General features: G+C 73.0%; 10 protein-coding genes. 4 read left to right on the top strand and 6 right to left on the bottom strand.

Annotated elements, in window-relative coordinates; all coding sequences use genetic code 11:
* Positions 1-76 precede the first annotated feature (76 nt).
* Genes ACZ63F_RS08285 through ACZ63F_RS08275 form a run of 3 tightly spaced genes read right to left on the bottom strand, consistent with a single transcriptional unit; the run spans position 77 to position 2,425 of the window.
* The gene (locus ACZ63F_RS08285) at positions 77-850 is read right to left on the bottom strand and encodes an enoyl-CoA hydratase/isomerase family protein (protein WP_469709708.1); all 774 of its coding nucleotides are present in this window, start codon (positions 848-850) and stop codon (positions 77-79) included.
* Entirely contained in the window at positions 847-1,260 is a 414-nt protein-coding gene (locus ACZ63F_RS08280; protein ID WP_469709707.1) for a Zn-ribbon domain-containing OB-fold protein, read from the bottom strand. The genes ACZ63F_RS08285 and ACZ63F_RS08280 overlap by 4 nt, the downstream gene beginning before the upstream one ends.
* Position 1,261: 1 nt before the next feature.
* Entirely contained in the window at positions 1,262-2,425 is a 1,164-nt protein-coding gene (locus ACZ63F_RS08275) for a lipid-transfer protein (protein WP_469709706.1), read from the bottom strand.
* A gap of 107 nt (positions 2,426-2,532) precedes the next feature.
* On the opposite strand from ACZ63F_RS08275, the gene ACZ63F_RS08270 reads away from it, so the two are divergent.
* Positions 2,533-4,092, top strand: a complete 1,560-nt coding sequence (locus ACZ63F_RS08270; protein WP_469709705.1) for a FadD3 family acyl-CoA ligase — start codon at positions 2,533-2,535, stop codon at positions 4,090-4,092.
* Positions 4,093-4,395: 303 nt separating this feature from the next.
* Here the strand turns inward: ACZ63F_RS08270 and ACZ63F_RS08265 are convergent, their stop codons facing one another.
* From ACZ63F_RS08265 to afsR, 3 genes are all read right to left on the bottom strand, one after another.
* Positions 4,396-5,697 carry an FG-GAP and VCBS repeat-containing protein gene (locus ACZ63F_RS08265; protein ID WP_469709704.1) on the bottom strand — a complete coding sequence of 434 codons (1,302 nt, stop codon included), beginning with the start codon at positions 5,695-5,697 and terminating at the stop codon, positions 4,396-4,398.
* Between the two features lie 201 nt (positions 5,698-5,898).
* Entirely contained in the window at positions 5,899-6,072 is a 174-nt protein-coding gene (locus ACZ63F_RS08260) for a hypothetical protein (RefSeq protein WP_352357018.1), read from the bottom strand.
* Between the two features lie 209 nt (positions 6,073-6,281).
* On the bottom strand, positions 6,282-9,233 hold the full coding sequence (gene afsR / locus ACZ63F_RS08255; RefSeq protein ID WP_469709703.1) for an SARP-family global regulator AfsR: 2,952 nt from the start codon (positions 9,231-9,233) through the stop codon (positions 6,282-6,284).
* 289 nt (positions 9,234-9,522) lie between these two features.
* On the opposite strand from afsR, the gene ACZ63F_RS08250 reads away from it, so the two are divergent.
* From ACZ63F_RS08250 to ACZ63F_RS08240, 3 genes are read left to right on the top strand one after another with little or no spacing between them, the layout of a single operon-like run.
* A complete protein-coding gene (locus ACZ63F_RS08250) occupies positions 9,523-10,758 on the top strand; it encodes an amidohydrolase family protein (protein WP_469709702.1) in 1,236 nt (411 codons plus the stop codon).
* Positions 10,755-11,678 carry an LLM class F420-dependent oxidoreductase gene (locus ACZ63F_RS08245; protein ID WP_469709701.1) on the top strand — a complete coding sequence of 308 codons (924 nt, stop codon included), beginning with the start codon at positions 10,755-10,757 and terminating at the stop codon, positions 11,676-11,678. Before ACZ63F_RS08250 ends, ACZ63F_RS08245 begins: the two co-directional genes overlap by 4 nt.
* A gap of 9 nt (positions 11,679-11,687) precedes the next feature.
* Positions 11,688-12,458 carry an SDR family NAD(P)-dependent oxidoreductase gene (locus tag ACZ63F_RS08240; RefSeq protein WP_469709700.1) on the top strand — a complete coding sequence of 257 codons (771 nt, stop codon included), beginning with the start codon at positions 11,688-11,690 and terminating at the stop codon, positions 12,456-12,458.
* The last annotated feature ends 57 nt before the right edge of the window (positions 12,459-12,515 follow it).

Here is a 12,515-nt window from a genome sequence, read left to right as displayed (position 1 = left end):
GAACTGCGCGATCAGCCACTGCGTACCTGCAGTCGCCCGGGGGCAGTCACTGGCAGCCTCTTGGGCGCGCGGTGGCTCAGCGGGTGCGCGGTGTCGTGCGGGGGCGGTCGGCGAAGAGCTCCGCCTGCCGTTCGCCCGGCAGGTTGCCCAGCGTGATCAGGGGCGGCGCCTGGGCCCAGCCCCGGTCCCGGTCCGCCCCCTTCGCCGCCCACAGCGCCCGCACGCTGCCCTGCACGCCCTCCGTCGGGTACCGGGCGATGACGGTCGCGCACCGCACGGCCGCCGCCAACGCCTCCCCGGCAGGCGTCACTTCGGACACCAGCCCCACCTCGTACGCCCTGCGCGCCCCCACCCGCTCGGCGTTGCCCATCAGCACCATCCGGGCCACCTCCCCGTACGGCATCCGCTGCGCCATCAGCACCGACTCGTACGCGCTGACCATGCCGTAGGAGGTGTGCGGGTCGAAGAAGGCCGCGGTCTCGTCGGCGACGACGAAGTCGCACTCGCCCAGGAGGTAGAAGGCGCCCCCGCAGGCCATCCCGGCCACCGCGGCGATCACCGGCTTCCACAGGTCGTTCGCCTTCGGCCCGACGGCGATGAGCGGGTCGTCCTGGCTGTAGGGCGAGGCCGGCTGCGGCACGACGGCGTCCCGGTCGAGCCCGGTGCTGAAGGCGCGCCCGCCGGCCCCGGTGAGCACGACGGCCCGTACCGCGTCGTCGAAGCGCAACGCCCGCCAGGTGGACGAGAGTTCTGCGGCCGTCGGGAGGTCGATGGCGTTGAGGCGCTGGGGGCGGTCGATGGTGACGACGGCGACGCCGCTCTCCTCGTCCGTGTCCAGGCGCAGGCTCACGGCCGCTCCAGGACCCACTGCGGCAGACCGTCGGCGAAGACCGCCTGCACCCGGGCGCCGATCCGGATCCGGTCCGGGGGAAGGGAGCCGAGCGGCGCCCCGGCCTCGGTCACCACGTTGCCCACCAGCCGTATCCGGGGCGCGTCGTCGAGTTCCACGACGACCACGTTGTACGGCGCCTGCGCCGCGTACTCGGGCAGCAGCGGCGGGTGCGGGACGACGTACGACCAGATCCGGCCCCGCCCGCTCGTCGGCCGCCACTCGCTCGCGAAGGACTGGCAGTGCGGGCAGCAGGGGCGGGGCGGGAAGCGGGGTTCGCCGCAGTCGGCGCAGGCCTGGACGCGGAGTTCGCCGCGGGCCGCGTACTCCCAGAAGGGGGTGCCGTCGGGGTCGGTGACCGGTCGCAGCATGTCAGCTCCGGTTGGTGAGGAGGAGGGCGGAGGTCGGGACGCCCTCGCCGGCGGTGACCAGGCAGGTGGCGGCGCCCGGCACCTGGGCGGTGCTGGTGCCGCGCAGCTGTTTGACGCCCTCGGTGATGAGGTTGAACCCGTGCACGTAGGCCTCGCTGAGGCCCCCGCCGCCGGTGTTGACCGGCAGCCGTCCGCCGATCTCCAGGGCACCCTGCTCGGTGAAGGCCCCGCCCTCCCCGCGGCCGCAGAAGCCGTACCCCTCCAGGGAGAGCGGGATCAGGGCGGTGAACGCGTCGTAGATCTGGGCCACGTCGACGTCCTCGGGGGTGAGGTCGGCGTGCTTCCACAGGTGGCGGGCGGCGGTCCAGGCGGGACCGGTGAGGGGGTCGTCGTTCCAGTAGTTGACCATGCCGTGGTGCTGGGCGGGGAGGCCCTGGGCGGCCGCGTGGACGTAGACGGGGGGCCGTCGGCAGTCCCGGGCCCGCTCCCTGCCGACCACCACACAGGCCAGCGCGCCGTCCGTCTCCAGGCAGTTGTCGAAGAGGCAGAGGGGCTCGCTGATCCACCGGGAGGTCATGTACATCTCGCGGGTGAGGGGGCGGTCGTACATGACGGCGGCCGGGTTCTGGTTGGCCCGGTTGCGGCAGGCGAGGGCGACGTTGAAGAGGTGGTCGCGGGTCGCGCCGTACTCGTGCATGTAGCGGCGGGTGAGCATGGCTATCTCGTCGGCGGGCCTGAGCAGGCCGAAGGGGCGGGTCCACTGGGCGGGGGTCGGGAGCTGGACGGTGGTGTTGGTCCAGGGGCGGGGGCCGGAGCCGCGCTTCCGCGACCGCCATGCCACGCCCACGCTCGCCTGCCCACTGGCTATCGCGGCGGCGAGGTGCGCGACCGTGGCGCAGGAGCCGCCCCCGCCGTACCCCGCCTTGCTGAAGAAGGTCAGGTCGCCGAGGCCGACCGCCTTGGCCAGCTCCACCTCGTCGGTCTCCTCCATGGTGAAGGAGGCGAGCGCGTCGACCTCGCCGGGCGCGATGCCGGCGTCGTCGAGGGCGGCGAGGACGGCCCGGCAGGCGAGGGTCCTCTCGTCCTCGTCGAGCCGTTTCGCGAAGGGTGTCTGCCCGATCCCGACGATGGCGGTGGCGTCCTTGACGCCTCTGAGACCGGCCATGTGCCCGCACCTCCACGGCTGTCACGGTTTGCTGACAGGTCGTCAGGCTACAGCTAATCTGACGGTTAGTCAGCTATGCGTCCGGGAGGCCGGTTGTGCGCGGTGACATGGAGTGGGGGACCGTTCCGGGACTGGTGCGGTCGGCGGCGGAGCGGTACGCGGACGTCGAGGCGGTGGTGGAGGGCCGTACCCGGATCACGTACGCGGAACTGGGCGCCCGGGTGGAACGGGCGGCGGCCGCCTGCCTGGCCGCCGGTGTCGGGGTGGGCGACCGCGTCGGTATCTGGGCGCCGAACTCCCTGGACTGGATCGTCGCGGCGCTGGGCGCGGTGTCGGCGGGCGGTGTGCTGGTCCCGCTGAACACCCGCTTCAAGGGCGCGGAGGCGGCGGACGTGCTGCGCAGGAGCGGCGCCCGGCTGCTGTTCGTGACCGGGACCTTCCTCGGGACCTCGTACGTGGCGTCGCTGCGGAGGGCGGCGGGGGAGGGGGCCGGTCCCGGTCCGCTGCCCGGCCTGCCGGACCTGCGGGACGTGGTGGTGCTGGCCGAGGACGCGCCCGCCGACTTCCGTACCTGGAAGGACTTCCTGGCGGCGGGCGAGGGCGTCGGGAGCGGTAAAGTCGCCTCCAGGTCGGCCGAGCTGGACGGCGACTGCCTCTCCGACATCGTCTTCACCTCGGGTACCACTGGCCGCCCCAAGGGCGCGATGATCACCCACGCGCAGACCCTGCGCGCCTACGAGGTGTGGGCCGACCTGGCGGGTCTGCGCGGCGACGACCGCTACCTGATCGTCAACCCCTTCTTCCACACCTTCGGCTACAAGGCCGGGGTGATCGCCTGCCTGATGCGGGGCGCCACGATGATCCCGCAGCCGGTGTTCAACGTGGCGACGGTCCTGGCCAACGTGGCCGCGGAACGGGTGTCGGTGCTGCCCGGCCCCCCGACCCTGCACCAGTCCCTCCTGGACCACCCGGCGCGCGCCGCCCACGACCTCTCCGCGCTGCGCCTGGTGGTGACCGGAGCCGCCGTCGTGCCCCTGCGGCTGGTCGAGCGTCTGCGCGGTGAACTCGGCGTCGAGACGGTCCTCACCGCCTACGGCCTCTCGGAGGCGAGCGGGATCGTGACCATGTGCCGCCGGGGCGACGACCCGGCGGTGATCGCGTCGACGTCGGGCCGCGCGATACCCGGCACGGAGGTACGGGTGGACGAGACCGGCGAGGTGCTGGTCCGGGGCTTCAACGTGATGCGCGGCTACTACGAGGACCCGGCGGCGACGGCCGCCACCCTGACCCCGGACGGCTGGCTGCGCACCGGCGACGTAGGGGTCCTGGACGCGGCGGGCAACCTCCGCATCACCGACCGCCTGAAGGACATGTTCATCGTCGGCGGCTTCAACGCCTACCCGGCGGAGATAGAGCAACTGCTCGGCCTGCACCCGGACGTGGCCGACGTGGCGGTGATCGGCGTCCCGGACGGCCGGCTCGGCGAGGTCGGCAGGGCGTACGTGGTGCGGCGGCCGGGAGCGGTGCTGACGGCCGACGACCTGATCGCCTGGGCCCGCCGCGAGATGGCGAACTACAAGGTGCCGCGGACGGTGGAGTTCGTGGCGGAACTCCCGCGGAACGCGAGCGGGAAGGTGCTGAAGGGGGAGCTGCGGGGGTGGGGCTAGGGCCTGTCTGACAATTCCCGTCGTCGCCCGGAGGGCGGCCTCGCGGCGTCAGGTGCGTGCTCTCGGTGTGCCGGGCCCTGGCCCACGTACTGGACGTACTTGGGTCAGGGCCCGGTGCGGCGAGAGTGCGTGCATGGCGTCGCGAGGCAGGCGGGAATTGTCAGACAGGCCCTAGGGGCATCAGGGGCCCGGCTGGAGCCGTTGTTGCCGCAGAGCCTCAAGGCCGGGCCGACCTCCGGTGCGGATGGGGCGGCAGCCGGGCGCGAACCCTCACGATCCAGGAGCCCTGTTGTCATCCGCAGGTCATCCGACCGGCGAGAGGGCGTGCCCTCCACGCGATATCTCCGGTCCGAGGTCGAGGTCGGTCTCCTTGAACGAGAGCAGCCGGGATCCGCCGCGCCACACCTGGATCCCCTCCTGGCCCGTGACGACCAGCTCGGCCGCCCGGCTGCCGTGGGTGTCGAGCAGTACGGCCGAGCCGCCGGGCACGGCCCGCGCCCCCTCGGTGGTCAGCCCTGCGGCACTCCCTCTCAGCAGGATGACCTCCTGCGGCCCCGTCCTGGGCACGACCGAGAACGCCACATCGGGGTATCCGTCGCCGTCCACGTCCCCGACCGCCGGTGCGCTGCCGAACGTGCAGGGCATGAAGGGTCCCTTCACCGGCAGGCCCGCGGTGTCCGCGGTGATGCGTGAGGTCTTCAGCGTCCCGCCGTAGAGAATCATCAGCCGGCTGCCGCCCACGGGGACCATCGAATCGCCGAGCATCTCGCAGGGCAGCCCCGCCACGACGTCGGCGTAACCGTCGTGGTTCACGTCCGCCGTCTTGAGCATCGAGCCGTAGAAGCCGCCCTCCAGTCGCGGCCCCTTGACCAGCTTCCCGTCGGCGGCGCCCCGGTACACGACGGTGGCGCGGGCGACCGGCGCATAGTCCGCCAGGATGGACCAGCTGACCAGGAGATCGTCCTTGCCGTCCCCCGTGACGTCCCCCAGTGCGGCGGGAACCGCGACGGGATACTCCGGGTCGCTCGGCGTCAGGTCGAGAGAGACGGTACGGCGCGGTGTGCCCTGGCGGCTGAAGGGGCCCAGGAGGATCCGTACGGCGTTGTCCTTACCCGTACCGACCACGAGATCGGTGTGTCCGTCGCCGTCGACATCGCCCGCGAGGGGCGCCGAGCCCGTCAGCCGGGCCGCGGCACCGGTCAGCCCCTTGTCGCTCCCCCAGACGACGAAGACCGTCTGCCGGCCCGCCTGGGTGACGAAGTCGGCCCGCCCGTCACCGTCGAGGTCGGCGGTCACGCTCGTGGCCGGGCTGCCGAAGGCGCCGCCCTCGCCCGCCTTGCCCAACCCCAGATCGTTCTGGGTGACGACCCGTGGCCCCTCGAGCCGCGGGCCCCGCGCGGACCCTCGCAGGACGGCCGCGAACCCGGCCGCGTACTTCCCGTTCACGGTCGAGGTCGTGTCACCGACCACGAGATCGCCGTAGCCGTCCCCGTCGAAGTCGGACCGAACCCCCGGATGACGTGCCGGCCTTTCCTCCGACCCGCCCGAACCGCAGGCCGACAGCAGCAGAAGCAGGACGGCACCCATGCCATACGCTCTCTTCATGCCCACTCGGACCGATGGGAGCGGCCTTGGGTTGCACAAAGGCGTGAGGCACGCGGAACGCGTCGGTCAGCACCTCGCGCCAGTCCCGGTCTCGCCTTCGTACACGGGCGAGTTGACCCGGACCTCTCCCCGAACACACCTCGGCCGCGACGGCTCCCCCTCCGCGCCGCCGCGGCCGATCCCCGTCCCGGTGTGGTTCGGTCAGGCCTTCTCGTCCGTGGCGTGCGAGTTGTCCGGCGTGACGGTGGTGTCCTCGTCGTCCGCCTTCAGGATCGTGGCGCTGAGCGGCTCGCTGGTGGCGTGGCTGTTCAGCGTGGTGATCTCGGCGCCCTCGACGGCTGCCTCGGCCTCGGTCGTCTTCGTCTCGTCGCTCATGGTTCGCTCCCCTGGATGTCCTTGACGCTGTGGGTGGGAAGGCCCGCCCGGCGGCTCCCCCGTAGGGCCGCCGGGCGGACGCTTCCGGGCCGCTACACCTTAAGGCGCGGGCCCGAGCCGAACCGTCTGCCCCCCGACGCGACGGATCGACAGGACGAGAGTGCCGTGGCGCGATAAACGAATGATGAACGCCCGCCGGGCGCCCGGCCTCAGGCGACGGCGCTCGGGCTGAGCAGGGCCTTCACCTCTTCGGCCTCGGCCGCCCCGAGCCCCTCGAAGATGGCGAGCGCCTCCCGCCAGCAGACCTGGGCCCGGCCCGGATGCCCGATCAGGGTCAGGGCCCGGCCGAGCACCGTGAGCACGTTCCCGCGGCGCCAGTCGCCACCGATCCCGCGCAGCAGGGTGAGGGCCGACTCGGCGTTGGTCGCGGCCTGCGCGGGCCGCTCCGCCGCGAGGTCGAGCTCGGCGAGCCGGAACAGGGACATCCCCTCCCACAGCCGCATCCGGCTGTCCCGGAACACCTCCAGGGCCTCCTGGAGCCGCTCGGCGGCCTGGTCGTACTGGCCGCCCTGGGTGAGCGCGAGGCCCAGCGCGTACCGGCCGTTGGCACCCTTCAGGGCGTGCCCCATGGCGTCGTACATGCCGGTCCCCTGCTGTGCCAGGGAGACAGCGCTCACGGTCCGGCCCATCGCCAGGTGGATCCGGGAGAGATTGCACAGCGCGCTGGCCTCGCCGGGCCCGTCGCCGCAGGCGCGGAAGCTGTCGATCGCGCGGCTGAGGTGGGCCTCGCCGTCCTCCAGCCTGTTCTGGTACAGCGAGATGATGCCCAGCATGTTGGACGCCCAGCACCCGGGCAGCGGGTCGCCCGCGACGTCCGCGAGCCGGACCGCCTCGGTCGCCTGCTCGTTCGCCGGCCCGAAACGGCCGATCAGGTGGTAGGCGTTGGCCAGCACGACGTGTGCGCGGGCCTGCGCCCGCACGTCCGCCGAGGTGCGCGCCGCGTCCCGCACGAAGACCGCCGTGGTCTCGTACTCCCTGGAGTTGGCCCCCGACTCCGCGAGGTCGACGGCCGCCCACAGCAGGTCCACGGCTCGCCTGAGCAGTCCGGGCGCCGTCGACTGCCGGACGCAGGCCAGCACGGGCATGGCCTCGGCGTAGAACCAGTCCTGTGCCTCGTGGCGGTCCCGGAACGCCAGCCCCGGGTACCCGGTGGCCTCGAGGTGGTCCACCAGCCGGTCCCCGGGCCGGTCGATCGCGTAGAACGCCGCCGCGGTGGCCAGGTAGAAGTCCAGCAACCGCGACATCGCCGCCTCCCGCTCGCTGGGCGGCTGTTCGTCGCGTTCCGCGCACGCACGCGCGTAGAGCCGTACGAGGTCGTGGAAGCGGTAGCGGCCCGGAGCCGCCGATTCCAGCAGCGAGGTGTCGACCAGGGCCTCCAGGAGGTCCTCGGTCGCCTCGGCCGGCAGACCGAGGACGGCCGCGGCCGCCGCCAGCGAGATGTCCGGGCCGTCCGCCAGGCCGAGGAGGCGGAACGCGCGGGCCTGGGCCGGTTCCAGCTGGCCGTAGCCGAGTTCGAAGGTGGCCTTCACGGCGAGGTCGCCGGCCTGTAGTTCGTCGAGGCGGCGGCGTTCGTCCGCGAGCTTCGCCGCCAGCACCGAGACCGTCCAGGTGCGGCGGGCCGCCAGCCGGGACGCGGCGATGCGGATGGCGAGGGGGAGGAAGCCGCAGGCCGCCACCACGTCGAGGGCCGCCTCGCGCTCGGCGGCGACCCGCTCCGCGCCGACGATCTTCGTGAACAGCTGCAGCGCCTCCTCCGGGGACATCACGTCCAGGTCGACCAGGTGGGCCCCGGCCAGGTCGACCATCCGGACGCGGGAGGTGACCAGCGCCGCGCAGCCCTCCGTGCCGGGGAGGAGGGGGCGTACCTGCGCCGCGTCCTTCGCGTTGTCGAGGAGGACGAGCACCCGGCGGCCGTCCAGGACCGAGCGGTACAGGGCGGCCCGGTCGTCCAGGGAGTCGGGGACCGACGAGTCCGGGGTGCCCAGGGCGCGCAGGAAGGAGCCCAGGACGGTCTCCGGCTCGGCCGCCCGCGGGCCCGCGCCCTGCAGGTCCACGTACAACTGGCCGTCCGGGAAGGCGGACCGGGCCTGGTGGGCGACGTGTACGGCGAGGGTCGTCTTGCCGACGCCGCCGATGCCCGCCAGTGCCGAGACGGCCATCACCCGGCCCTCGGCCGACGCCAGCACCTCGCTCAGCTCGGTGACGAAGGCGGACCTACCGGTGAAGTCGGGCACGGTGGCGGGGAGTTGGGCGGGGCGGACCTGGACGGCGGCGGGTTCCGCCGCCGGGGTCGGGGGCTCCGCCAGGGCCGGGTCGGCCTGGAGGATGCGCTGCTGGAGTTCGCGCAGGCCGGGGCGCGGGTCGACGCCCAGCTCCTCCGCCAGCAGGCGGCGGGTGTCCGCGTACACCGCGAGGGCCTCCGCCTGCCGGCCGCTGCGGTACAGGGCGAGCATGAGGAGTTCACGGAGGCGTTCGCGGAGCGGGTGGGCCGCGGTGAGTGCCGTCAGCTCGGAGACGGCCTCCGCGTGGCAGCCCTGCTCCAGGTCCATGTCGAGGCGGGATTCGAGGAGTTGGAGGCGCCACTCCTCGAGCCGGGCCCGCTGGGCCTCGGCGTACGGCCCTGGCACTCCGGCCAGCGGCTCGCCGTCCCACTGGGCCAGCGCCCGGGCGAGCACCTGCCGGGCCTGGTGCAGGTCCCCGGCGCTCTTCGCCTTCTCCGCGTCCGCCGCCAGGTCCTGGGCGACCGCCAGGTCCAGGGCGCCCTCGCCGAGCCCGCGCACCGCGTACCCGCCGGACTCGCTGACCAGGACGCCGGGGTCCAGGATCTTGCGCAGCCGGGACGCGTACGTGCGCACCGCAGCCAGCGCCTGCGACGGCGGCTCGGGACCCCACAGGGCGTCGATCAGCTCGGCCGCGGTCGCCGTGCGGCCCTCGCGCAGCAACAGGGCGGCTAGCAGGGCGCGTTGCTGCGGGGAGCCGGTGTTGAGCGGCTCCCCGGCACGCCAGGCGCGCACCGGACCGAGCACGGTGAAGCGCAACGCCGCCGCCTCCGTCGCGGCGGAGGCTCGCCGCTGCTCCGGCACCCGCGGTCCACCGTCCATGCCCGTCCCCCTAGACATCCCGCTTCACCCCGTCAGTCTGCCTTGTCCGGGCGGGTTGCGTCAGCCGGGGGAGACGCCGATCACAGGGCGACACGCGGTGGTCCACACGGTCTTCACACGGCGGCGTCCCGCCTCAGCAGGCCCGACTCCTGGCGTAACGATTCCGCGGGCAGACCGGTGTCCTCCGCGCCGGGGCCGCGGACCGCGTCCGCGGTGGGTGGCGTTGATGCCTGACGAACAGTCATCGCGGTAGCTGACGGTTCGTCAGATCGGCGCTACCGTGAGCGCCATGGACACCCAGGACGGCACCTTTCCGCTGATCATCTCCGTCGACGACCACACCGTGGAGCCGCCGGACGTCTGGCAGTCCCGCCTCCCGAAGAAGTACCTGGACACCGGTCCGCGCATCGTCCGGGCCCCGCTGAAGGACATGACCTTCCTCGGCGGCCGGTTCAAGCCGGTCATGGGCAGGCCCGGCGACGACGGTCCCGTCGGCGACTGGTGGATCTACGAGGACCTGCACCGCCCTCTCACCCGCCTGGACACCGCCGTCGGCTACTCCCGCGACGAGATCAAGCTCGAAGTGATCACGTACGAGCAGATGCGGGCGGGGTCCTACGACGTGCCGCAGCGGCTCGCCGACATGGACGTCAACCACGTCCAGTCCGCGCTCTGCTTCCCGACCTTCCCGCGCTTCTGCGGGCAGACCTTCACCGAGGCCAAGGACCGCGAGCTGGCCCTGCTCTGCGTCCAGGCCTACAACGACTGGATGGTGGAGGAGTGGTGCGGCCCGCTGGCCCAGGGCCGTCAGATACCCCTCGCCCTGATCCCCCTCTGGGACGCCGAACTGGCCGCCGCCGAGGTCCGCCGCAACGCGGCCCGCGGGGTCCGCGCCGTCGCCTTCTCCGAGATACCCCCGCACCTCGGGCTGCCCTCCGTCCACACCGACGACTGGGACCCCTTCCTCGCCGCCTGCGACGAGACCGGCACGGTCGTCGCCATGCACATCGGCTCCAGCAGCAGGATGCCCTCCACGTCCGCCGACGCACCGCCCGCCGTCGGCTCCACCATCACCTTCGCCAACTGCTGCTTCTCGATGGTCGACTGGCTGATGAGCGGCAAGTTCGAGCGCTTCCCCAACCTGAAGGTGATGTACGCGGAGGGCCAGATCGGCTGGATCCCCTACATCCTGGAGCGCGCCGACGTCGTCTGGGAGGAGAACCGCGCCTGGGGCGGCGTCGCCGACAAGGTCACCCGCCCGCCCTCCGAGCTCTTCGCCGAGCACGTCTACGGCTGCTTCTTCGACGACGCCTTCGGCCTGAAGAACCTCGACGCCATCGGAGTCGGCAACGTCCTCTACGAGACCGACTACCCGCACTCCGACTCCACCTGGCCGAAGTCGAGGGAGGTCGGCGAGGCCCAGATGGCTCACCTGGCCCCGGACGTGGTGGAGCGGATCGTCCGAGGGAACGCGATCGCACTGCTGGGGCTGACGGCGGACGGGCTGTGGGGCGGTCCCCGGTGAGCCTCGACCACGGCATCCAGCTCCCGGTCCAGTCCCAGTCCACGATCTACGCCGAGGGCTGGGAGGCCGGGGCGGGCGCCGCCGACCTGGTGGAGATCGCGCGGGCCGTCGAGCGGGCCGGCTTCGCCTACCTCGCCGTCTGCGACCACGTGGCGATCCCGCACCGGCTGGCCGGGGCCATGAGCACGGTCTGGTACGACCCGGTGGCCACCCTCGCCCACCTGGCCGCCGTGACCGAACGGATACGGCTGCTCAGCCATGTCGCCGTCGTCGGGCTGCGGCACCCGCTCCTGTCCGCCAAGCAGTACGCGACCCTCGACCATCTCTCCGGCGGCCGCCTGATCCTCGGCGTCGGCGCCGGGCACGTGCGGGAGGAGTTCGAGGTGCTGGGGGTGGACTTCGAGCAGCGCGGGGCGGTCCTTGACGAGGCGATCGACGCGCTGCGCGCCGCGCTCGGGCCGGACGAGTTCCCCTCCCACCACGGCAAGTTCTACGACTTCGAGGGACTCGGGCAGCGGCCCCGGCCCGCCCAGGAGCGGGTGCCGGTGTGGGTCGGCGGATCGTCGCCGGCCGCGGTGCGGCGGGCCGCGCTCAAGGGCGACGGCTGGCTGCCGCAGGGCGACCCACGGGACCGGCTCCCGGCGCAGATCGGGCGGTTGCGGCGGCTGCGCGAGGAGGCGGGCATCGAGGCGCCGGTCACCGTCGGCGCGATCACCGAACCGCTGTACGTCGGCACGCCCGACTGGGCGGTGGGCCGCCGCACGCTCAGCGGGGCCCCCGAGGCCCTCGCCGAGTCGCTGCGGGCGTACGGGGAGATGGGCGTGCACCAGATCCAGGTGCGGTTCCGCAGCCGGAGCCGGGCCGAACTCATCGACCAGATCGAGGCGTTCGGGGCGGACGTCGCGCCCCTTCTGACCTGAGGGAGTGGCATGGGCAAGCTGGACGGGCGGGTCGTCATCGTCACCGGGGCGGCGCGCGGGCAGGGCGAGCAGGAGGCGCGGCTCTTCGTCGCGGAGGGCGCGAGTGTGGTCGTGGCGGATGTGCTGGACGACCTGGGGGAGGCCCTCGCCAAGGAGATCGGGGCGGCCTACGTCCACCTGGACGTGGGGGTGGAGGAGGAGTGGCAGGCCGCCGTCGCCGCCGCCAAGCGGAGGTACGGCCGCCTCGACGGGCTGGTGAACAACGCCGGCATCCTGCGGTTCAACGCGCTCGTGGACACGCCCCTCGACGAGTTCATGCAGGTCGTGCAGGTCAACCAGGTCGGCTGCTTCCTGGGCATGAAGACGGTCGCGCCCGAACTGGACGACGGGGGGACCATCGTCAACACGGCCTCCTACACAGCGCTGACGGGGATGGCCGCGGTCGGCACCTACGCGGCCACCAAGCACGCCGTGCTCGGCCTCACCCGGGTCGCCGCGCTGGAACTCGCCGGCCGGCGCATCCGCGTCAACGCGATCTGTCCCGGCGCCATCGACACCGCGATGTCCAATCCGGCCCGGCTGGACCCGGCCGCCGACCCGGCCGAGATGAGCCGGGCGCTGGACGAGCTGTACCGCAAGCTCGTGCCGCTGGGCCGGATCGGGCGGGCGGAGGAGGTGGCCAGGCTGGCGCTCTTCCTGACCTCGGACGACTCGTCGTACATCACCGGGCAGCCGTTCGTGATCGACGGGGGGTGGCTGGCGGGGGTCAGTGTCATCTGACGGCACGTCAGCTATTGACGCTGGAAGCGGCCGGTGCGACAGTCGGCCAACGAACGG

It is taken from the genome of Streptomyces sp. NPDC104761 (genome assembly GCF_055583445.1).
Note: the sequence above shows the minus strand (reverse complement) of the source record. Positions and strands in the feature narration are given on the sequence as shown.

Excerpts from the sequence above, each read along its gene's own strand:
- ACZ63F_RS08275 (WP_469709706.1), bottom strand. The coding sequence starts at position 2,425 with ATGGCCGGTCTCAGAGGCGTCAAGGACGCCACCGCCATCGTCGGGATC.
- ACZ63F_RS08260 (WP_352357018.1), bottom strand. The coding sequence starts at position 6,072 with ATGAGCGACGAGACGAAGACGACCGAGGCCGAGGCAGCCGTCGAGGGC.
- ACZ63F_RS08250 (WP_469709702.1), top strand. The coding sequence starts at position 9,523 with ATGGACACCCAGGACGGCACCTTTCCGCTGATCATCTCCGTCGACGAC.
- ACZ63F_RS08280 (WP_469709707.1), bottom strand. The coding sequence starts at position 1,260 with ATGCTGCGACCGGTCACCGACCCCGACGGCACCCCCTTCTGGGAGTAC.
- ACZ63F_RS08270 (WP_469709705.1), top strand. The coding sequence starts at position 2,533 with ATGGAGTGGGGGACCGTTCCGGGACTGGTGCGGTCGGCGGCGGAGCGG.
- ACZ63F_RS08265 (WP_469709704.1), bottom strand. The coding sequence starts at position 5,697 with ATGAAGAGAGCGTATGGCATGGGTGCCGTCCTGCTTCTGCTGCTGTCG.
- ACZ63F_RS08240 (WP_469709700.1), top strand. The coding sequence starts at position 11,688 with ATGGGCAAGCTGGACGGGCGGGTCGTCATCGTCACCGGGGCGGCGCGC.
- afsR (WP_469709703.1), bottom strand. The coding sequence starts at position 9,233 with ATGGACGGTGGACCGCGGGTGCCGGAGCAGCGGCGAGCCTCCGCCGCG.